Source organism: Allobosea sp. MMO-172, assembly GCF_037147855.1.
Taxonomy (GTDB): Bacteria; Pseudomonadota; Alphaproteobacteria; order Rhizobiales; family Beijerinckiaceae; genus Allobosea.
In genome coordinates, this window is sequence record NZ_JBBCUM010000003.1 from 88,983 (window position 1) to 109,699 (window position 20,717).

15 protein-coding genes and 1 pseudogene are annotated in these 20,717 nt (G+C 67.0%); 7 read left to right on the forward strand and 9 right to left on the reverse strand.

Features of this window, described 5'->3' with window-relative positions; translation table 11 throughout:
* Positions 1-127: 127 nt before the first annotated feature.
* A pseudogene (locus WFK61_RS05725) lies at positions 128-766 on the forward strand (TetR/AcrR family transcriptional regulator); the annotation flags it as partial.
* A 33-nt stretch (positions 767-799) separates the two neighbouring features.
* On the opposite strand, the gene WFK61_RS05730 reads toward WFK61_RS05725, so the two are convergent.
* The 3 genes from WFK61_RS05730 to WFK61_RS05740 form a co-directional block, all read right to left on the reverse strand.
* Positions 800-1,780 carry a DMT family transporter gene (locus WFK61_RS05730; RefSeq protein ID WP_336810579.1) on the reverse strand — a complete coding sequence of 327 codons (981 nt, stop codon included), beginning with the start codon at positions 1,778-1,780 and terminating at the stop codon, positions 800-802.
* 97 nt (positions 1,781-1,877) lie between these two features.
* A complete protein-coding gene (locus WFK61_RS05735; RefSeq protein WP_336810580.1) occupies positions 1,878-2,810 on the reverse strand; it encodes a DMT family transporter in 933 nt (310 codons plus the stop codon).
* 144 nt (positions 2,811-2,954) lie between these two features.
* Positions 2,955-3,989, reverse strand: a complete 1,035-nt coding sequence (locus WFK61_RS05740; RefSeq protein ID WP_336810581.1) for an aspartate-semialdehyde dehydrogenase — start codon at positions 3,987-3,989, stop codon at positions 2,955-2,957.
* A gap of 456 nt (positions 3,990-4,445) precedes the next feature.
* Here WFK61_RS05740 and WFK61_RS05745 point away from each other — a divergent pair, with 456 nt between their 5' ends.
* Both WFK61_RS05745 and WFK61_RS05750 read left to right on the forward strand, forming a co-directional pair.
* A complete protein-coding gene (locus tag WFK61_RS05745; RefSeq protein ID WP_336810582.1) occupies positions 4,446-5,546 on the forward strand; it encodes a hypothetical protein in 1,101 nt (366 codons plus the stop codon).
* Between the two features lie 90 nt (positions 5,547-5,636).
* Positions 5,637-5,942, forward strand: coding sequence for a hypothetical protein (locus WFK61_RS05750; protein ID WP_336810583.1), 306 nt, complete (start codon positions 5,637-5,639; stop codon positions 5,940-5,942).
* A gap of 95 nt (positions 5,943-6,037) precedes the next feature.
* On the opposite strand, the gene WFK61_RS05755 is transcribed toward WFK61_RS05750, so the two are convergent.
* Positions 6,038-8,437, reverse strand: a complete 2,400-nt coding sequence (locus tag WFK61_RS05755) for a transketolase-like TK C-terminal-containing protein (protein WP_336810584.1) — start codon at positions 8,435-8,437, stop codon at positions 6,038-6,040.
* Positions 8,438-8,595: 158 nt separating this feature from the next.
* Complete coding sequence (locus WFK61_RS05760) at positions 8,596-9,297, reverse strand: invasion associated locus B family protein (RefSeq protein WP_336810585.1); 702 nt, start codon at positions 9,295-9,297, stop codon at positions 8,596-8,598.
* Between the two features lie 343 nt (positions 9,298-9,640).
* Here WFK61_RS05760 and WFK61_RS05765 point away from each other — a divergent pair, with 343 nt between their 5' ends.
* Entirely contained in the window at positions 9,641-11,062 is a 1,422-nt protein-coding gene (locus WFK61_RS05765) for an amidohydrolase (protein WP_336810586.1), read from the forward strand.
* A 211-nt stretch (positions 11,063-11,273) separates the two neighbouring features.
* Here the strand turns inward: WFK61_RS05765 and WFK61_RS05770 are convergent, their stop codons facing one another.
* Positions 11,274-11,552, reverse strand: coding sequence for a hypothetical protein (locus tag WFK61_RS05770; RefSeq protein ID WP_336810587.1), 279 nt, complete (start codon positions 11,550-11,552; stop codon positions 11,274-11,276).
* A 278-nt stretch (positions 11,553-11,830) separates the two neighbouring features.
* On the opposite strand from WFK61_RS05770, the gene WFK61_RS05775 reads away from it, so the two are divergent.
* Positions 11,831-12,940 (forward strand): aminotransferase class I/II-fold pyridoxal phosphate-dependent enzyme, encoded by a 1,110-nt coding sequence (locus WFK61_RS05775; protein ID WP_336810588.1) that lies wholly within the window; start codon positions 11,831-11,833, stop codon positions 12,938-12,940.
* A gap of 150 nt (positions 12,941-13,090) precedes the next feature.
* Here the strand turns inward: WFK61_RS05775 and WFK61_RS05780 are convergent, their stop codons facing one another.
* From WFK61_RS05780 to WFK61_RS05790, 3 genes are read right to left on the reverse strand one after another with little or no spacing between them, the layout of a single operon-like run.
* Positions 13,091-14,044 (reverse strand): ornithine cyclodeaminase family protein, encoded by a 954-nt coding sequence (locus WFK61_RS05780; RefSeq protein WP_336810589.1) that lies wholly within the window; start codon positions 14,042-14,044, stop codon positions 13,091-13,093.
* Positions 14,037-14,654, reverse strand: a complete 618-nt coding sequence (locus WFK61_RS05785) for a helix-turn-helix transcriptional regulator (protein ID WP_336810590.1) — start codon at positions 14,652-14,654, stop codon at positions 14,037-14,039. Before WFK61_RS05785 ends, WFK61_RS05780 begins: the two co-directional genes overlap by 8 nt.
* A gap of 10 nt (positions 14,655-14,664) precedes the next feature.
* Positions 14,665-15,780 (reverse strand): aminotransferase class I/II-fold pyridoxal phosphate-dependent enzyme, encoded by a 1,116-nt coding sequence (locus WFK61_RS05790; RefSeq protein ID WP_336810591.1) that lies wholly within the window; start codon positions 15,778-15,780, stop codon positions 14,665-14,667.
* 150 nt (positions 15,781-15,930) lie between these two features.
* Between WFK61_RS05790 and argH the strand changes: the two genes are divergently transcribed.
* Positions 15,931-17,343 (forward strand): argininosuccinate lyase, encoded by a 1,413-nt coding sequence (gene argH, locus WFK61_RS05795; RefSeq protein WP_336810592.1) that lies wholly within the window; start codon positions 15,931-15,933, stop codon positions 17,341-17,343.
* Positions 17,344-17,653: 310 nt separating this feature from the next.
* Entirely contained in the window at positions 17,654-20,662 is a 3,009-nt protein-coding gene (locus WFK61_RS05800) for an aminotransferase class III-fold pyridoxal phosphate-dependent enzyme (RefSeq protein WP_336810593.1), read from the forward strand.
* Positions 20,663-20,717 lie beyond the last annotated feature (55 nt).

The window sequence follows — 20,717 nt, forward strand, 5'->3', positions numbered from 1 at the left end:
CGAACCAATCGGTTCGATTGCGCTTGAAATAGCGCGGGGCATGATGCATATCAAGTCAAATCGAACCGATTGGTTCGATTCTTTTTCGCAGCTGCCATGCAGGGCCCGCAGACCGGGCCGGAATGAGATGTCCGAAAGCTCTGAAAGCCCGGTAAAGACAGGGCCCCGCAATCGCCGGGTTGCCGGTACCGATCCCGACAAGCGCCGCCAGATCCTGGACGGCGCCCTGCATGTCTTCACCTCGCGCGGCTTCGACGCAGCCAGCATGAGCGATATCGCAGCCGCCGCGAACGTCTCGAAGGGCACGCTCTATGTCTATTTCGAGGACAAGGAACATCTCTTCGTCGCGCTGATCCAGCGCGAGCGCGAGGCCCAGAAGCGCGGCGCGATCGAGGCGCTGAACGAGGATTCCGATCCGGTGCGCGCGCTGACGACCTTCGGCCGCTGCATCGTCAGGATGATCAATGGCGACCTCGCCGTCAGCGCCCATCGCGTCGTCATCGGCGTGGCCGAGCGCATGCCGGATCTGGGCCGCGGCTTCTACGAGAACGGCCCGATGCTCGGCTCCAGGCTGATCGCGGGCTATCTCGATCGGATGGTGGCCGAGGGCAAGCTCGCGATCGACGACACCTATCTCGCCGCCGTCCAGTTCCTCGACCTCTGCCAGTCCACCTTGACCCGCCCACGCCTGTTCAACGCCGTCCGCACCCCGCCGAGCGACGAGGAGATCGAGCGCGTGGTCGCTTCGGCCATGGCGATGTTCATGGCCCGCTACGGCGTGAAGCCGCAGGGCCGAGCCTCAGCCGGCGACCTGCCTGGCGCGGATGCGCTCGCGATGGGCGGTATAGAGCCCGGACGCCGCGATGACGACCGCGCCGACCCAGGTCCAGATATCCGGCAGGGTCGCGAACAGCAGGAAGCCGAAGAGCGAAGCCCAGAACAGCTGGACATAGGAGAACGGCGCCAGCAGCGACGCCCCGGCATAGCGGAAAGCCGCGATCACCAGCCAGTGCCCCGCCGTCGAGACCGCGCCGATGAACAGCCCGACCCAGACGATCTCCCAGGTCGGCGTCACCCAGTGCAACGGCAATAGCGCCGCCATGACCAGCGCCCCGAAGACGGTGGAATAGGTGACGGTCGCGAGCGGGCTTTCCGTCCCGCTCATCATGCGCGTGATGATCAGCGAGAAGGCCCAGCACATGGCCGAGACCGCCGGCAGCAGCGAGGCGAGCTGGAAGCCCGCGCCACCCGGCCTGACCACGATCAGCACGCCGATCAGACCGACCAGCGTCGCGACCCAGCGCCGCCAGCCCACGCGCTCGCCCAGCATCGGAATCGACAGGGCCGTCACGAAGAGCGGCGCGACGAAGCTGGTCGCCGTCGCATCCGCGATCGGCAGCAGCTTCAGCGCCGAGACGAAGAGCATGGAGGAGCCGATCACGCCGCAGCCGCGCAGCAGGTGCATGCCGGGCCGCCGGGTCCGCAGCGCGCCCCATTCGCCCTTGATGCCGACGATCGCCAGCAGCATCAGCCCCGAGGTGAAGTAGCGCAGCCAGACGATATGAAGCGGCGGCACGCTGGCCGCGAGATATTTCGCGGCCGCATCGCCCGCCGACAGGAACACGGTCGCCAGCAGCATGATGCCGATGCCGAGCAGGCCGTTGTCGCGCCGGAGCGAGGCTGCGGGCTTGTCCGGCGCAGATTCGGATGGGGGGACGACGGGTTCCGGCAAGGGCTTCGGCGCGAGTGAGGGCGATGATGCGGGAAGTCTGCCGCTCACTCTAATCGTTTCGCCCCGCGATCCGCTGCGCAAAGAACATGGGTTCTCCATGCGTTGAGGCGGCGAGATGAAAGCGCGGGGTTGGACGTCGCGCCGCTCAGCCGGCAACCTGCCGGGCGCGGATGCGCTCGCGATGGGCTGTGTAGAGGCCCGAAGCCGCGATGATCGCCGCGCCGACATAGGTCCAGACATCCGGGATCGCCGCAAAGACCAGGTAGCCGAAGATTGAGGACCAGAGCAGCTGCGAATAGGCGAAGGGCGCCAGCAGCGAGGCATCCGCATAGCGGAAGGCCTGGATCAGGAAGATATGCCCGATCGTCGAGATGCCGCCGATGAAGAGGCCGATCAGCACCGCCTTGAGATCGAGCGCCTGCCAGCTGAACGGCACGGCCAGCGACAGCAGCAGGAAGCCGATCGTGGCGGAATAGGCCAGCGTCACCACCGGGATCTCGGTGCGGCTCATCATCCGGGTGACGATCAGCGAAAACGCCCAGAAGAACGACGAGCCGAGAACGAAGAGCGACGCGCCATGAAAGCCGTCGCCGCCGGGGCGCACCACGACCAACACGCCGACCAGCCCGACGGTCGTGGCGAGCCAACGCCGCCAGCCGACGGTTTCACCCAGGATGGGAATCGACAGCGCCGTGACGAAGAGCGGCGAGACGAAGGAAGTCGCGGTCGCGTCCGCCATCGGCAGGTCGTGCAGCCCGGCCACGAACAGGATCGAGGAGATGGTCACGCCCAGGGCCCGCAGCACCTGCAGGCCGGGCCGACTCGTCTTCATCCTGCGGAAGCCGCCGGTGAAGCTGATGGTGACGAGCATGATCGCGGCGAAGGTGCCGTAGCGCATCCAGGTGATCTGGAGCGCCGGCAAGGTCGTCGCCAGATACTTGGAGGCGATGTCGCCGCTGCACATGAAAATCGATGAGAGCAGCAGCAGCGCGATGCCGCGCGCGGAATTGTCGATGCGCAGCGGCCTGCCTTCCTGCGAAGGAACGACCGGCGGTTCAGGAAGGGGAGCGTTGGGCAAGGGCTAAGGTTCGCGCGCAAGGATTGCTCAAGCCTTAGCCGTTTTGCCCGGCATAGCCACACGCAAAGACGGTCGCCCGCCCATGCGCGTGGACAGTGCCGGCGGCCCTGCCCGTTCGGGCAGGGTCGGGCAGCGCAGTTGGCCTCAGGCGGCCTGCTTGCGCGGCTGGATCAGCTTGCGATTGACCAGAACCTCGGCGATCTGCACCGCGTTCAGCGCGGCGCCCTTGCGCAGGTTGTCGGAGACGCACCAGAAGGCGAGGCCGTTCTCGACGGTCGAGTCCTCGCGGATGCGCGAGATATAGGTCGCATCCTCGCCGGCCGCCTCATGCGGGGTGATGTAGCCACCGGGCTCGTGCTTGTCGATCACGAGGATGCCCGGCGCGGTGCGCAGGACCTCGCGCGCCTCGTCGGCGGTGATCGGCTTCTCGCACTCGATGTTCACGCTCTCGGAATGGCCGATGAAGACCGGCACGCGCACGCAGGTCGCGGTCAGCTTGATCTTCTTGTCGAGGATCTTCTTGGTCTCGACCACCATCTTCCACTCTTCCTTGGTGAAGCCGTCTTCCATGAAGACGTCGATATGCGGAATGAGGTTGAAGGAGATGCGCTTCGGGAACTTCTTGGTGGTGACCTCGCCGGCCGAGAACACGGCGCGGGTCTGGTTGAACAATTCGTCCATGCCTTCCTTGCCGGCGCCGGAAACCGACTGATAAGTCGAGACGACGACGCGCTTGATACCGAACTTGTCGTGCAGCGGCTTCAGCGCGACGACGAGCTGCGCGGTCGAGCAGTTCGGATTGGCGATGATGTTCATCTTTGTGAAGCCGGCAGCGGCGGCGGCATTCACCTCCGGCACGATCAGCGGCACGTCAGGGTGCATGCGGAAGGCCGAGGAGTTGTCGATGACGACGCAGCCCTGCGCGCCGATCTTCGGCGACCAGGCCTTCGAGACGTCGCCGCCCGCCGACATCAGGCAGATATCGGTGTCGGAGAAGTCGTAATGCTCCAGGGCCTTGCACTTCAGCGTCTTGTCGCCGAAGGAGACCTCGGTGCCGACCGAACGGGACGAGGCAAGCGCCACGACTTCGCTGACGGGGAAGGCGCGCTCGGCGAGAATGTCCAGCATCTCGCGGCCTACATTGCCGGTTGCTCCGACGACTGCGACCTTGAAGCTCATGATGTGATCCTTTGCGGATAAGGCGGCTCGGGTCTCCCTTTGGGGGCCGCCCCGCACCGGTTTCGGGCGGGTTCGGCGATCTCTCCCCGCCGGGGGGAGATGGACCCGGAACCGAGGCGAAGCGTCAGCGCGACAGGCCGGTTTTCCCGGTCGTCGTTTTGGTCGTGAGTTTCGTCGTCGTCAGACGGACAGTCACAGAGCCAATCCCGAAGGGCTGAAAACTTCGCTAGGCGGCACAACCTTGCACCACGCCCTGTCAGAACACCGGGAGCGACGAAAAGTCAATCTCCTCCTCATAGCCGCCGTCGCCCGGCGCGTTAACCCTGCCTGTTGACCTCCCGTTCACGCTGCCTGCCGATTGGCCGGCGCCGGTAACCCGGCGGCGACTCTCAGCGTCCAGCCTGCCCGCCTGACGATGGCTGGTGCGGCCGGCCTTGGCCGCGCGGGAGTGACGGGTTGCGTTTGCGTTCGGACGAATGGATGGAGTGGTTGCGGCCCCTGTCGCAGCAATGGCAGCATGGCTTGTCCGTTGCCGGCGCCCGGTGCCGCGACGCATGGGCCCGGCTCAGGCGGGTCGATCTCGTCCCGGCTCTCATCACCTGCGTCGACCGGATCGAGAGCGGCTTCCGCATCGTCTCTCGTGCCCTTCGCCGCCTCGTGCCGCGCAACGGCCTCGGCCTGCCGGGCGCCCTCGCCTGGCGCGTCGCGGCCGCGCTCGGCGGCATCAGCCTGACGGCCGCGCTTGTCACGGCATTGTCCGGGAGCGGCGAAGGCCGGTCCCAGCTGGCCAGCCTTGCTTCTCCCGTCGCTGCCGCGACCACCCAGCCGCCCGTCAATCGCAAGCCGCTCCTCGCCGCGACCGAAGCCGACTGGGTCGCGATCACCCGCCCGATCGCGATCTTCCATCTGGAGGCGCCCGAACTCGGCCGCGAAGCCCCCGCGATCGAGGCCCGCCGCAGCCGCGATGGCGGCCAGCGCGAGGACCTGCTGAGCTTCGGCGCCTTCACGGGCTCCGCTCCTCATCTCTCGCTGCGCCTGCAGACGGGCGATGGCATCGCCGCCCAGTCCGGCTCCTTCACGGTCGCGCTGGTCCATGCGGCGGCACTCCGCAGCCTCGCCGTCGAGCGCGGCAGCACGCCCGCGCTGATCGAGACCCGTTTCGGCCCGCTCGAGACCGCCGATATCGTCCTGGGCGACGGCAGCGAAAGCCGCTCCTGCCTCGCCTTCCGCACGGTCGGGCCCGATGCTCCCTTCGCGATGAGCGGTTGGTGGTGTGCCGGCGCCAGGCCCAGCGACCGCAAGCAACTGACCTGCCTGATCGACCGGCTCGACCTCGCCAATGCCGGCGCCGAACCCGAATTGCGCGCCGCCTTCGCCCGCAGCGAGCTCCAGCGCCAGCCAGGCTGCGCCACGCCGCGCCTCGCGGCCACCGGCCGCAAAGTCTCCTGGCTCGACGCGGACGGCACGATGCCGGCCCTGAAGATGAAGACCGCGACGGCCGAGCCGACGCCCGAGCCGCGACCGCGTCGCATGAAAAAGCCCCGCCGCGAGCGCTAACAAAGTTGTTAACGACGCCGTGCTAGTCTTTGCACCGGTTTTGGGATGCTTACATCGAGCGGATCGATCCGCTCCCCGGAGATTGCCGTCATGATGTCGTTCAAGCGCGTTGCCGCCATCCTTGCCGTCGCTGCGACGGCCTCGACCGTCATGGCGAGCATCGCCGAGGCGCAGAGCCGCCGTGGGCCCCTGCGCGTCACCGTCCAGAAGCGCAGCTATCTCGATCCCGGCAATGTCGTGCCGGTCGGCTCGCTGAACCGCTATGCCACCCAGCACATGTCGGCTTCGCCGGTCTATGCCAGCACGGGCGAGCTCTACGGCGAAGGCACCCTGCCCGGCCGCATCGGCGCCGGCGTGAACCCCTTCGCGAACACGTTCTCGACGCCGCGCTTCTGATACCCGGCGCGAACGAGGGCACCTGTCATCCCGCGCGCGCTGCAACGTAAAACGCTGCGGCGCAGACACGGGATGACACCCTGCATTAGTGCCTCTTACTCCGGCAACGCCCTGAGATAGCGCACCGGCCGCCCCGGCGCCGCCGCGTTCGCAGCGTGCACGATCGCGTTCGCATCGATGCCGAAATGCCGGTAGAGATCGGCCACCGTGCCGGTCTGGCCGAAATGCTCGACGCCGAGCGCCTTCTGCCTGTGGCCATGGACGCTGCCGAGCCAGGCCAGCGTCGCCGGATGCCCATCCAGCACCGAGACGATGCCGCAATCGCGCGAGAGCTCGCCGAGCAGCCGCTCGACATGGCTGGTCGCAGCGTGATTGCCGCGCTGGCGCGCCCGCTCGGCCGCCTGCCAGCCGGCATTGAGCCGGTCCGCCGAGGTGATCGCGAGCAGGCCGACATCGCGCCGGTCCTCGCTGAGCAGCCCCACCGCCTCGATCGCCTCGGGCGCGACCGCTCCGGTATAGGCGATGACCACCGAGGCGTTCGGCCCCGGCTTCCTGAGCCAATAGGCGCCGTCGATGATGGCGCGCTCCAGCTCCGGCGTCATCGCCCGGCTCGGCTGCTCGACCTGCCGAGTGGAGAGGCGCAGATAGACCGAGCCGCCGGTCTCGTCGCGCAGCCAGGTCCGCTCGTCGGGATCGCCCTCGCCGTCGCGCTGCATATAGTCGAAGGACCAGCGCATCATCACGGCCAACTCGTCGACGAAGGCCGGCTCGAAGGAGCAGAGCCCGTCCTGGCTCATGCCGATCAAGGGCGTCGCGATCGACTGATGCGCCCCGCCCTCCGGCGCCAGCGTCACGCCCGAGGGCGTCGCCACGACCATGAAGCGCGCATCCTGGTAGCAGGCATAGTTCAGTGCATCGAGCCCGCGCGAGATGAACGGGTCGTAGAGCGTGCCGATCGGGATCAGGCGCTCGCCGAAGATCGAATGCGACAGGCCGAGCGCCGAGAGATTGATGAACAGGTTCATCTCGGCGATGCCGAGCTCGACGTGCTGCCCCTTCGGCGAGAACTCCCATTTCTGCATCGAGGGAATGCGCTCGTCCTTGAAGGTGTCGGCCATCGATGCCTTGGCGAAGAGCCCGCGCCGGTTCACCCAAGGCCCGAGATTGGTCGAGACGGTGACGTCCGGAGCCGTGGTGACGATGCGGTCGGCCAGCGGCCCGCCGGTCTTTGCGAGATCGTCCAGCACCTTGCCGAAGCCCATCTGGGTCGACATCGACGGCTGGATGCCGGCCTCCAGCTTCGCCGGCACCGGCAGCTTGGCCGCCGAGAAACGCCGCCGCCCCTGCGAGAAGAACGGCACCTTGTCGAGGAAGGCGCGGACCTCGCCCTCGGGCAGGTCGAGCCCTTCGAACAGGTCCCATTCATGGCCGGGGCGGATATTGTTCGCCTTGCGGAAGCCGTCGAGCTGCTCCTTGGTCATCAGCCCGGCATGGTTGTCCTTGTGCCCGGCGATCGGCAGGCCGAAGCCCTTCACCGTATAGGCGAGGAAGCAAACCGGCCGGTCATGGTCGATCGACTCGAAGGCTTCGAGGATCGACGGCAGGTCATGGCCGCCGAGATTGCACATCAGCTTCGAGAGCTCGGCATCCGAGCGCTTCTCGATCAGCTTGGTCACCGGCCCCTGGTCGCCGAGATCGTCCATCAGGCGCTTGCGCCAGGCCGCGCCGCCCTGGAAGGTCAGGGCCGAATAGAGCTGGTTCGGGCAGGAATCGATCCAGGCCTTCAGCCGCTCGCCGCCCTTCTCTTTGAACGCCGCCTGCTGCAGCGAGCCGTATTTCAGCGTGACCACGTCCCAGCCGAAATTGCGGAACATCGTCTCGAACCGGTCGTAGAGCCCCTCGCGGATAACCGCATCGAGCGACTGGCGGTTATAGTCGATGATCCACCAGGTATTGCGCAGGCCGTGCTTCCAGCCCTCCATCAGGGCTTCGAAGATATTGCCCTCGTCGAGCTCGGCATCGCCGATCAGCGAGACCATGCGGCCTTCCGGCCGGTCCTTCGCCCAGCCATGCGCCTTCACGTAATCCTGCGTCAGCGAGGAGAACAGCGTCTGCGCGACGCCGAGGCCGACCGAGCCGGTCGAGAAATCGACGTCGTCGATATCCTTGGTGCGCGAGGGATAGCTCTGCGCGCCCTTGTAGCCGCGGAAATTCTCGAGCTTCTCGCGTGTCTGCAGGCCCATCAGATAGTTGATGGCGTGGAAGATCGGCGAGGCATGCGGCTTCACCGCGACCCGATCCTGCGGCTTCAGCGCCGCCATGTAGAGCGCGGTCATGATCGTGGCGAGCGAGGCCGACGAGGCCTGGTGCCCGCCCACCTTCATCCCGTCGTCGTTCGCGCGGATATGATTGGCGTTGTGGATCGTCCACGAAGCCAGCCAGAGGATCTTCTTCTCCAGCTCGGCGAGGAACGGCAGGCGCGGATCTGTTGTCATGAATTTGGCCCGAACTCCCAGTGCCGCCGATCATGCACGGAAGCACTGGCAGAACGAGCCAAATTTCTGTGCGGCGCCGGCCAGCTTTGGTGATTTTCGCTACGGCATGGCGGCCGGGCGAGGAAAACCACCAATCGGGCAGCCGGTCCGGTTGCCGGCTACTTGTCGATCTGGGCGATCCGGTCGAGCGCTGCGCCGAAGCCGGTCAGCGAGACGTTGAACGAGACCGGCTCGTTGTTCGACAGGTTCAGCGCCGCGACCGTCAAGGCCTTGCCGGCCTTCATCGCGTCGGTCGCGACCGTCGGGAACGAGATCGGCAGCAGGCAGCCCTGCGCCAGGCAGGTCGAGAAGCGCAGGCCCTGGCCGAGGTCCTTGTCGTCGAGCCGGAGCACCGCGCCGTTCTCCAGCTTCATCCCATGCGGAAACAGGATCGTGCCCTCGGCGCGCCCGTCCTTCGGCGTGCGCAATTCGATCGCGAAGACGCGCTGGCCGGTCTGGCTGTTGCCCTGCGACTGGACGAGGACGCAGACACGCTGGTCATTGGCGAGCCGACAATCGACGGTCCAGTCGCCATAGGTCTCGTTGATCGCGGTGGCGCCATTCGGCAGCGTCGCCGCCTTGGCGGCAGGCTGGCTGACGCTCGGCACGGCGGGAGCGGCCGGAGCCTGCGCGACGGGCTGGGCCGGCTTGGCCGCCGGTTTCGGAGCCGGCTTGGGGGCCGGGCGCGGCGCAGGCCGCTGCGGCGCGGCAGCGGCCGGCTGCTCCGCCGGTTCCTCCTGGGCGCGCAGCGCAGGCGACGCGAGGGAGCCGATCGCGAGAACGGCGGCGAGTGAGGCGATCCGGAAGGAATGATGTTTCATGTCAGCGCTGTCATATGAAGATGTGGCTCGCCCTATCGCAGAAACCAGCCCGAAGAGAAAGCACGAAAACACATACCGATCGAGAGCGATGAACTCTCTCGCCAAATGAGCATTCGGCATAAACAATAGAATGATTTCAAACTGAAAGTATTCAACCCACGGATTCATGCCCGAGACATGAAACGCCACGCGAGTCTCCGGCGCCATATCCGGGCTGCGATGATCGACCTCTGCCGCCAGCGCAGGCGAACCCTGCCGCCGGCCCGCTTGTGAGCCTCCCGCGCGACATGCCAGAAACCGGCACGGAAACGGGCCGCACGACCCGCGCAGGAGGAACCTATCCATGAGCAACAGCAAGGATGTCTGGCGTCGGATCGACGACAAGGCCCCGGCCTATTTCGGGCTCTCCGACCGCATCTGGCACATGCCCGAGCTGAACTATCAGGAGGTCCGCTCAGCCGCGGAGCACGGCGCCATGCTGGAAAGCGAAGGCTTCCGCGTCACCACGGGTGTCGCCGGCATCCCGACCACGGTGATCGGCGAGGCCGGCGAAGGCGGCCCGGTCATCGCGATCATGGGTGAGTTCGACGCCCTGCCGGGCCTGAGCCAGGAGGCCGGCAACGCGACCGAGACCCCGGTCGAGAAGGGCGGCAACGGCCATGGCTGCGGCCATAACATGCTGGGCTCGGCCTCGCTGCTCGCCGCCGCCGCGGTGAAGGACTATCTCGCCGCCAACGGACTGAAGGGCCGCGTGCGCTATTATGGCTGCCCGGCGGAAGAAGGCGGCTCGGCCAAGGGCTTCATGGTGCGCGCCGGCGCCTTCGACGATGTCGATATCGCGCTCTGCTGGCACCCGGCCTCCTTCAACGGCGTCAACCGCGCCTTCTCGCTCGCCTGCGTCGAGATCGAGTTCACCTTCTCCGGCCGCGCCTCGCATGCCGCCGCCGCGCCGCATCTCGGCCGCTCGGCACTCGATGCCGTCGAACTGATGCATATCGGCGTGAACTACATGCGCGAGCACATGCCTTCGACGGCACGCGTGCATTACGCGATCATCAATGCCGGCGGCATCGCTCCCAATGTCGTGCAGGCCACTGCGACGACCCGCCAGCTGATCCGCGCCGCCACGCTCTCCGAGATGTGGGAGCTCGTCGCCCGCGTGAAGAAGATCGCCGAGGGCGCGGCGCTGATGAGCGAGACCACCGTCTCGGTCAGGCAGCTCTCGGGCGACGCGAATCTCGTCGGCAACCGTCCGCTCGAAGAGGCGATGCAGGCCAATCTGCTGGCGCTGGGCGGCCCCGGCTTCGACGCGGCCGACCATGCCTTCGCCGCCAAGTTCCAGCAGACGCTGAGCCCGCAGGACATCGCCGCCGCCTATGGCCGCTTCGACCTGAAGCCGAAGGATGGCGAGGCGCTCAGCGATGAGATCTATCCGCTCGGCGCCGGCAACGACACCTCAGTCGGCTCGACCGATGTCGGCACGGTGAGCTGGGTCGTCCCGACCGTGCAGTGCCGCACCGCCTGCTACGCGATCGGCACGCCCGGCCATTCCTGGCAGCTGGTCGCCCAGGGCCTCGCCCCGGCCGCCCACAAGGGCCTCGCGCTGGCGGCCAAGGCGATGGCCGGCGTCGCCTCGGACGTGCTGAACGATCCCGCCCTGCTCAAGGCGGCCAAGGACGAGTTCGCGGCCTTCCGTGCGAAGAACCCCTTCGCCAACCCGATCACTGATGATGTCGAGCCGCCGCTCGACATGGCCGCGCATTGAGCGAGCTGCGCTGAGTAACACGACGAGATGGAGGGCAAGGCCTGCCTCGCCCTCCTCCCGCCTCCCCAAGACGCGCGTCATCCCGGACGGAGCGAAGCGAAGATCCGGGATCCATGCGCGAAGCTGAATCGGCAAGGTTCCGGAATGGATTCCGGGTCTCCCTTCGGTCGCCCGGGATGACCCGCGTGTTTCGGTTGGGAATTGGAAAGCGCTAGCCGCGTTGCGGCCCGGACAACGCGACGCGGATCGTCGGCCGGGTCGCCTTGAACTCGGCGACGGCCGCGGAAGTCAGGTCCGATACCGAGTCGGAGGCGTTCGACATCAGGCGCAGGATGATCCGTCCCAGCCGGTCGCGGGCCTCGGACTCCAGCTCGGTATCGAGCCTGTCGTCATGCCCGATCGCGGCCCAGGCCCTGGCCTGGACGGCTTCGGCGACGAGCAGTTCCTGGGAGTTCAGCACACCGGGAAAGCGGAAATTCGAGGTAGGCATCGGCGATTCAAACATGGCTGGCCAACGGATATAGGGCGGCCTCGGTTCCCGGCAAGGCGAAGAGAAAATCCGCAGCCGGACGAGCCACGCCCTCACCTTCGAAAGTCGGTGTGACGCGCGCGCTACGAAACCGGGCGCAGGGGCAGAATAAACATAAAATCCAAATTGGACTTCTTGTCCAAATTTACCTTGACCCGCTCCCTCCCCGCCTGCACAGATGGCCGGAACAGCCTTGCCGCCCCGGCGGCAAGCGACAGGCCGCAAGGCGGGAGGCTCGCTTGAAGTTCGACATTTTCCAGATGGAGCGGAACCAGACGCTCTTCGAGAACGACGTCGAGATCAACCTGACCGAGAGCGGCGTTCATCCCTGGTCGATCGAGGACATCCTGGGCGAACAGGCCGCGCGCGACCTGCTGAAGCAGCCGCTCGGCTATGGCTGGACCGATGGCCGCCCGGACCTGCGCAACAACATCGCCTCCTGGTATCCCGGAGCGACCGCCGCGAACGTGCTCGTCACCAACGGCTCGTCGGAGGCGACGATGATCGCCCTGATGGCGCTGTTCGAGCCCGGCGACGCGCTGGTCTTCGCCCTGCCGAACTTCATGCAGATCGACGGGCTCGGCCGCGCGCTCGGCTTCGACATCCGCCGGCTGGAGCTTTCCGGAGAGAGCGACTGGCAGATCGACCCTGCCCATCTCGCCAAGGTCGCGTCCGGCACCAAGGCGATCGCGGTGACCAACCCGGCCAACCCGACCGGCAGCGTGCTCTCGGCTGCAAGCCGCGCCGCCCTGATCGAAGCCGCGAAGCGCAACGACGCCTGGCTCATGGTCGACGAGATCTATCGCGGCGGCGAGATCGACGGGGCTGAAACCGAGACGCTCTGGGGCAGCTACCCCAAGGTCGTCGTCACCTCCAGCCTGTCCAAATCCTTCGCCTGCCCGGGTCTGCGCCTCGGCTGGATCGTCGCTCCCACCGAGGTCGTGGCGGCAGCCGCCGAGCGGCAGGACTACACCACGATCGGCAGCGGCATCCTCAGCCAGATCCTCGCGGAGGAGGTGATGCGCCCGGAAACGCGCGGCCGCCTGCTTGCGCGCGGGCGGGATTTGCTGCGCAGCAATGCCGATCTCGTGGCGCAATGGATGGCGCAGCATAACGACTGGTCCTGGCGGCGCCCGCAGGCCGGCGGCATGGCCTTCCTGCGCTATCCCCAGGACATGCCCTCGGAGGTCTTCTCGCAGAAGCTGCGCGAGGAGGAGAGCGTCTTCGTCGTCGCCGGCAGCTGGTTCGGGATCGAGAACCACATCCGCATCGGCATCGGCGTCCCGACCGAGGTGCTGCGCGACGGGCTGGCGCGAATGGATCGCTTTCTCGCGCGGCACAAGGGCTGAAGGCGGCCTCAGCCCCCACTACTGTCATCCCGGGCGACCGAAGGGAGACCCGGGATCCATTCCTGAGCCTCTATCGGAAAGACTCAGGAATGGATCCCGGCTCTTCGCTTCGCTCCGGCCGGGATGACACCGTGTTGAAAAAGAAAACGTTCAGCGCCTGATCCCGTCCAGCACCACCCGCGCGATGGCGATGTCCTGCACCGCGATCCCCGTGAGATCGGCGATGGTGATGTCGTCGTTCGAGCGCCGCGCCGGAACATCTCCTGCCAGCACGGCCCCAAGCTCGACGCAGTCACCCGCATCGATCAGCCCGACCGCCGCAGCGGCGGCGAATTCGCCATGGTCGAGGCTCTGCTCCAGCGAATCCGCGATCCTGACATCGGCGAGCGCGACCAGCGCCGTGTCCAGCTCCTGCTTGCCCGGGGCATCGGCCCCGAGCGCGGTGATATGCGTCCCCGGCCTGATCCAGTCGTCGCGGATGATCGGCGCCGCAGCCGGCGTCACCGTGATCAGCGCATCCGATTGCGCGCAGAGCGCTTCCAGCTCCGTGACCGGCTCGACGGCGATGCCCTCGCCTTCGAGGTCACGCCGCAGCGCCTCCAGCTTTTCCGGTGAGCGCCCCCAGACCGCGAAAAGCGGCTCACGCTCGCGCAGCAGATGCGCGGCGGCACGGATCTGGAACCGAGCCTGCGTGCCGGCACCGACGATCCCGATCCGGCGCGCATCGGCCCGCATCCCGGCCCGCGTCGCGATGGCGCCGGCGAGCGCCGTCCTGAGATCGGTGAGCCAGCCCTCGTCGCGCAGGATCGCGACGACCGCGCCGGTCTCGGCCGAGAGCGCGATCATCATGCCGCTCGTCGTCGGCAGTCCTCTGGCAGGGTTGTCGTAGAAGCCCGTCGCGATCTTCACGACGAAGATGGCATCGCCGGCGATATGGCCGAACTTGATATGGCAATCGCCATTATGCGCGGGGAAGCCGAGATAGCCGACCGGCGGCATCTGCACCTGCCCCGCAGCCGCAGCCTTGAACCCCTCCTCCAGCGCAACGAAGGCCCGGTCGAGATCGACGGCGGCCTCGATCTCCGCACGCGACAGGTCAAGCATCCGGGGTCTCGTTGGCCTGGTTGAGGTAGTTGTAGACGGTCGCGCGGGCGAGCCCGAGGATGCGCGAGATATAGGCGGCGGCGTTGCGCCCGCCGAAGGCACCATTAGCCGCAAGATCAGCCACCAGCTCGCGCTTCTCGGCCCGGCTGAGGCTGGTCACGGCGAGCCCGCGGCTCTGCGTCCATTGCTGCACGAACTCGTTGATGCGCTCGTGCCAGTCTTCCTTGAACAGGGCCTGCGGCTTCTCGACCCCGGCCGGCACCGTCGCCAGCGCGGACAATGTCTGCATCAGCGCATGGAACTGTGAGACATCGACATTGATGCAGAGCACGCCGATCGCCTTGCTTCCAGCCGAGAGCACGATGCTGATCGATTTCAGCCGCCGCCCGTCCCAATTCACCTTCTCGTAGGGGCCGATGATCGTCTCGTTCGGATCGAAGCCGATCTCGTCGAGCAGCGACGGCTCGCCGAGCACGCGCTGCGAGAAATTGCCGGCGATATGCACGACGCTCTGCGAGCCGAGATCGTGCAGCACGACCTCGGCATGCGGCCGGAACAGCAGCGCCACCGCATCGCAGACCGGCAGGTAGGGGGCGAGTTCCGGCGTCATGCCCGCCCCGTCAGCGCGGCTGCGACTTGAGATAGTCGCTCAAGCGCTCCAGACCCGCCGAAAGATGGTCGCCGGGCGCGCCGATGCCGATGCGGATATAGCCGTCCAGCCCGTAGACATCGCCCGGCAGCAGCATGATGCCGCGCTCCTCGCGCAGGCGATGAACCAGATCGGTCGAGTTCATCGAGTGGCTGTACTTGATGAAGGCCATGCCGCCGGCCTTGGGCGGCACGAAAGAGAAGAACTCCTCATTCGCCTTCACCCAGTTCGTCAGCAGGGCGAGGTTCTCCCGCAGGATGGTCTTGCTCCGCTGCAGGATTTCGGCGCGCTTCGCCGGCTGGATGACGATGCGGGCGATATGCTCGCTCAGCGCGCTCGTCGTGATCGAGGTGTAGTCCTTGTTCTGCCAGGCGGTGTAGATGTCCTTGGCCGGCCCGACCAGCCAGCCGATGCGCAGGCCGGGCAGCGCCATCGCCTTGGAGAGGCCGCTGGTGATGATCGCCTTCTCGTAGAGATCGGCGAAGCTGGGCGGCTCGTCGGTTTCGAGCTCCGCGCCCTTGTAGACCTCGTCGGCATGGAGATAGCAGCCCTGTGCTCGGGCGATCTCGACCAGCGCATCCATCGTCTCGCGCGAGAGCAGGCTGCCGGTCGGATTGTTCGGGTTGCAGATCGTCATCAGCTTGGTGCGCGGCGTGATCGCGCGGCGAACCTCGTCGAGATCGGGCGTCCAGCCCAGTTCCTCGCGCAGCTTCACTTCCTTGACGGTGGCGCCGATCGCCCGCGCCCAGCCCCAGATCTGCAGGTAGTTCGGCACGAAGACGACGATCTCGTCGCCCGGCTCGATCAGCGACATCACCATCAGGAAATTGGCTTCGGCCGAGCCGTTGGTGACGATCACCTCGTCCGAGGTCCGGTTGCGGTAGAGCTTGGCGATGTCCTCGCGCAGCTCGACCGCGCCATTGGTCCAGCCATAGCCGAGCTCGACCTCCATCAGCTTCGCGCGCTGCTCCGCGCTGAGCAGCTCGTTCAGCGAATAGGGATGGACGCCGCTATCGGAGAGATTGAACTCGACGGTGTTCTCGTAGAGCGACTGGATCCGCTCCAGTGTGAATTCTTCGATCTTCATGCTGCCCATCCCGCGCCGGCCGTTCCGCCGCATCTCCCGCGAGTATGATGGGCATCATTTGGACGTCAAGGTCGATTTTGGAATTTACAGTCCAAATTGCGATTGCTATCCCTTGGTGATCACGTCGCAGCCGCTCCCGGAGAGCCTATCATGTCCGACCAGAACCCCGGTGCCAACAAGATGTGGGGCGGGCGCTTCACGCTGGCTCCGGCCGATGTGATGCGCAAGATCAATCCCTCGATCGGCTTCGACTACCGGCTCTACCGGCAGGACATCGCAGCGTCCAAGACCCATGCCGCGATGCTGGCCCGGCAGGGCATCATCGCCGGCGCCGACAACGAGCGCATCCAGGCCGGGCTCGACCAGATCCGCGGCGAGATCGACCGGGGCGAACTTCAGTTCAGCATCGATCTCGAGGACATCCACATGAATGTGGAAGCACGCCTCAAGGAGATCATCGGCGAGCCGGCGGGGCGCCTGCACACCGCCCGCAGCCGCAACGACCAGGCCGTCACCGATGTCCGCCTCTGGATGCGCGACGCGATCGATGCTCTCGACGGCACCATCCGCGACTTGCAGCAGGCCCTGATCGAGCGCGCCACCGAGCACGCCGAAACGATCATGCCCGGCTTCACCCATATGCAGGTCGCCCAGCCCGTGACCTTCGGCCACCATCTCATGGCCTATGTCGAGATGTTCGGCCGCGACCGCGAGCGCCTGGCCGGCGCGCGCGAGCGCACCAATGTCTCGCCGCTCGGCGCCGCCGCGCTCGCCGGCACCGCCTTCCCGATCGACCGGCAGTTCACCGCGGCGGAGCTGGGCTTCGCCCGGCCGACCGAGAACTCGATGGATTCGGTCGGCGCGCGCGACCATATCTGCGAGCTCCTGTTCTGCTGCTCGATGCTGGCCGTGCATCTCTCGCGCCTCAACGAGGAGATCACGCTCTGGTGCAGCGACGGCTTCCGCTTCATCGCGCTGTCGGACGCCTTCACCACCGGCTCCTCGATCATGCCGCAGAAGCGCAATCCGGACGCCGCCGAGCTGGTGCGCGGCAAGACCGGGCGCGTGGTCGGCTCGCTCACCGCCATGCTGGTGATGGTCAAGGGCCTGCCGATGACCTTCATGAAGGACATGCAGGAGGACAAGGAGCCGATGTTCGACGCGCTGGAAACGGTCGAGCTCTGCGTCGCCGCCACCACCGGCATGGTCCGCGACCTCACCGTGCGCCCCGAGGGCATGCGCGCCTTCCTGGATCGTGGTTTCCCGACCGCGACCGACCTCGCCGACTGGCTGGTGCGCGAGGCCGGCATCCCCTTCCGCGACGCTCATCACATCACCGCCCGCGTCGTCGCGCTCGCCGAGGCGAAAGGCTGCACCCTGCAAGCGCTCGACCTCGACGCCATGCGCTCGGTCGACCCGCGCATCGGCGCAGCGGTCTTCGAGGTGCTGGCGCCGGAACACTCCGTCCGCAGCCGCCGTAGCTATGGCGGCACGGCTCCCGATACGGTGCGCGAGGCGATCGAGCGGGCAAAGCGGCGCTGGCTGGGCGGTGGAGTGGTTTGAAACCTCGCATCGAAAACACGTCGTCATCCCGGGCTTGACCCGGGATCCATCCTAAAGCGCCGGCGCCCTTCGATGGATCCCGGATCAACGCCGCTTCGCGGCTCGTCCGGGATGACGGCGCATTTTCCTGTGCCGGGTACGGAAACCAGAAGCCTACCTTCGCCCCACGCAACCCGGCGGCCGTCGTCCCGCAAACTTTGCGGGATCAAACCGGCCGCCTTTCTGGCTATGGAAGACGGCGCCGGTCGATTCGACCGGGCCTGAGGAAACGAGCGCGGAGCCAGAGCAGCTCCGCGGCGGGGGAGAGATGATGGAACACGTCTGGTTGCGTGGGGTGGCCGAACAGTTCGGCATCGATGGCGGGCTGCGCCAGCTCGGCGGCGAATACGACCTCAACTTCCGCGGCCGGACCAGCGCGGGTGACGTCATCGTCAAGGCGATGCGCCCGCAGGGCGAACCCGCCCTCGTCGACCAGCAATGCGCCGCGATCAATCACGCGCTCGCGGCCGACCCGGCGCTGCCGCTGCCTCGCCTCCTCACCGCCGAAGGCCAGCGCTTCTGGCAGAACGTCGCCGATGCCCAGGGCCAGCAGCGCATGGTCTGGGTCCAGCGCGCCTTCACGGGCATCCCGATGGGCGAAGCCGGGCCGCAGCCGCCTGCCGTCCTCGCCGAACTGGGCGCACTCACCGCGCGTCTCGACCTTGCGCTCCGCGATTTCAAGGTCACCGCCGCGCCGGACGCGGCGAAATGGGACCTGACCGAGGCCGGCTGGATCAAGCCGCATCTCGACGTGCTCGAAGGCGCGCGCCGCACGCTGATCGCGGAGATCGTCGCCGGGTTCGAGGCGCTCAAGCCCGCGCTCGACACGCTGCCGCGCCAGACCATCCATAACGACCTCAACGACTTCAACATCCTCGTCGAGCCGCGCCTTGGCGCACCCGCCCGCATCAGCGGCCTGATCGATTTCGGCGACATGACCCATGGCCCGCGCGTCTGCGAGATCGCCATCGCCACTGCCTATGCCATCCTCGACCACGAGGCGCCGGAAGCAGCGCTCGCGGCTTTCGTCGCCGGCTACCATGGCGTCTCGCCCCTGAGCGCCCAGGAGATCGGCCTGATCTGGCCGCTCGTGCGGATGCGCCTCGCGGTCAGCGTCGTGAACTCGACGATCGAGGCCAAGGGTCGCCCGAACGACCCCTATGTCACGATCTCGCAGGCCCCGGCCTGGCGCCTCCTTGAAAACCCCGCGATCGACGGCGAATTGATGGGCGCGCGGCTGCGCAATGCCTGCGGACTGCCCGTCACCGACGCCGCCAGCCGCATCGCGAGCTGGATCGCCGGGCAGCGCGGCAGCTTCGCGCCCGTGCTCGGCCGGACGCTCGATGGCCTGCCGGTCGGCTCGCTCGGCATCGCCGAGGCGACCATCCCGCAGAACCCGTTCGAGCTGCGCGCCGACGAGGCCCGCCGTCTAGGCACCGGGCTCGGCATCGCCCAGGAGTGGTGGCTCGGCCAATATGGCGAGCCGCGGCTCGTCTATACCGACAAGGCTTTCCGCAAGGGCCGCTGGCTCGCCTCGAACCGCCGCACCATTCATATGGCGATCGATGTCTTCGCGCCGGCCGGTGAACCCGTCCGCGCCCCCTTGGCCGGCAAGGTCGCGCTGGCGGAGAACCGCGAAGGTCATCTCGATTATGGCGGCGTCGTCATCCTCGAACACCACACGCCTGCCGGCGACGTCTTCCATACGCTCTACGGCCATCTTGCCGCCGACGGCGCCTCCAAGCTGAAGCCGGGTCAGGAAATCGCGGCCGGCGAAGCCTTCGCGAAGCTCGGCCCGGCCGAGGAGAATGGCGGCTGGGAGCCGCATCTGCATTTCCAGCTCGCGCTCACCCTCGACGGTATGGGCCATGACTGGCCGGGCGTCGCCGATCCCGACGACTGGGCGCTCTGGCAGGCGATCTGCCCGAACCCCGCCGCGCTGCTCAACCTGCCCGACGATGTCGTCGCCTATCAGGCGATCGACGAAGCCGCACTGCTGGCCGAGCGCAAGGCCCGCTTCGGCGCCAATCTGAAGCTCAGCTACAAGAAGCCCGTCACGTTCCTGCGCGGCTGGCGCCACCATCTCTTCGACGCGATGGGCCGGCCCTATCTCGACGCCTATAACAACGTGCCGCATGTCGGACACGCCCATCCGCGCATCCGCAAGGTGGCGATGGACCAGCTCGCGCGGATGAATTCGAACACGCGCTACCTGCACCCGGCGCCGATGGCGCTGGCCGAGCGCCTGACCGCGAAGCTCCCGAAGGAGCTTGAAGTCTGCTTCTTCGTGAATTCCGGCTCGGAAGCCAACGAACTGGCGCTGCGCCTCGCCCGTGCGGCCAGCGGCGGCTACGACATCGTCACGCCCGATCACGGCTATCATGGCAACACCACCGGCGCGATCGACATCTCCGCCTACAAGTTCAACAAGCCGAACATGGGCGGCCGCAAGCCCTGGGTGCAGCTCATCGACGTCGCCGACGACTATCGCGGCCGCTTCCGCCGCGACGATGCCGACCGGGCGCTGCACTATGCCAAGCAGGTCGATGGCGCGCTCGCAGCCATCGCCGAGCGCGGCGGCAAGGTCGCCGGCTTCATCGCCGAGACCTTCCCGAGCGTCGGCGGCCAGATCATCCCGCCGCCCGGCTATCTCTCGGCCGTCTACGAGCGCATCCGCGCCGCCGGCGGCATCTGCATTGCCGACGAGGTGCAGACCGGGCTTGGCCGCCTCGGCGACTATTATTTCGGTTTCGAACAGCAGAATGTGCGGCCGGATATCGTCGTGCTCGGCAAACCCCTCGGCAACGGCCACCCGATCGGCGCCGTTATCACCACCCGCGCCATCGCCGAGCGCTTCGCGGAAGGCCCTGAGTATTTCTCGACCTTCGGCGGCTCGAACCTGTCCTGCCGCATCGCCGCGGAAGTCCTCGACATCGTCGAGGAGGAAGGGCTTTCGGCCAATGCCAAGGCGATGGGCGACAAGCTGCTCGCCGGCATGCGCGCGCTGATGGCGGACTATCCTTGCGTGGGTGACGTGCGCGGCATCGGCCTCTTCCTCGGGCTGGAGCTGGTCACGGATCGGGAGACGCTGGAGCCTGCGACTGATGCGGCGGCCCATGTCATGAACCGCCTGCGCGACATGCGCATCCTGGTCGGGCGCGAGGGGCCGGCCGACAACATCCTCAAGATCCGCCCGCCGCTGACGGTCGGCGCCGACGATGTCGAGATGATCCTCGACCGGCTCAGGATCTGCCTGCGCGAAGTCGAAGCCGCACGCTAGATCATCGCGCGTCCTCTCGGACGCGATAACGATGATCTATCTCATTGGCGGTGCA

Bases quoted from the DNA above. Each gene is read 5' to 3' on its own strand.
- WFK61_RS05740 (WP_336810581.1), bottom strand. From the start codon at position 3,989: ATGAGCTTCAAGGTCGCAGTCGTCGGAGCAACCGGCAATGTAGGCCGC.
- WFK61_RS05760 (WP_336810585.1), bottom strand. From the start codon at position 9,297: ATGAAACATCATTCCTTCCGGATCGCCTCACTCGCCGCCGTTCTCGCG.
- WFK61_RS05750 (WP_336810583.1), top strand. From the start codon at position 5,637: ATGATGTCGTTCAAGCGCGTTGCCGCCATCCTTGCCGTCGCTGCGACG.
- WFK61_RS05770 (WP_336810587.1), bottom strand. From the start codon at position 11,552: ATGCCTACCTCGAATTTCCGCTTTCCCGGTGTGCTGAACTCCCAGGAA.
- WFK61_RS05765 (WP_336810586.1), top strand. From the start codon at position 9,641: ATGAGCAACAGCAAGGATGTCTGGCGTCGGATCGACGACAAGGCCCCG.
- WFK61_RS05790 (WP_336810591.1), bottom strand. From the start codon at position 15,780: ATGAAGATCGAAGAATTCACACTGGAGCGGATCCAGTCGCTCTACGAG.
- WFK61_RS05800 (WP_336810593.1), top strand. From the start codon at position 17,654: ATGGAACACGTCTGGTTGCGTGGGGTGGCCGAACAGTTCGGCATCGAT.
- WFK61_RS05755 (WP_336810584.1), bottom strand. From the start codon at position 8,437: ATGACAACAGATCCGCGCCTGCCGTTCCTCGCCGAGCTGGAGAAGAAG.
- WFK61_RS05780 (WP_336810589.1), bottom strand. From the start codon at position 14,044: ATGCTTGACCTGTCGCGTGCGGAGATCGAGGCCGCCGTCGATCTCGAC.
- argH (WP_336810592.1), top strand. From the start codon at position 15,931: ATGTCCGACCAGAACCCCGGTGCCAACAAGATGTGGGGCGGGCGCTTC.
- WFK61_RS05785 (WP_336810590.1), bottom strand. From the start codon at position 14,654: ATGACGCCGGAACTCGCCCCCTACCTGCCGGTCTGCGATGCGGTGGCG.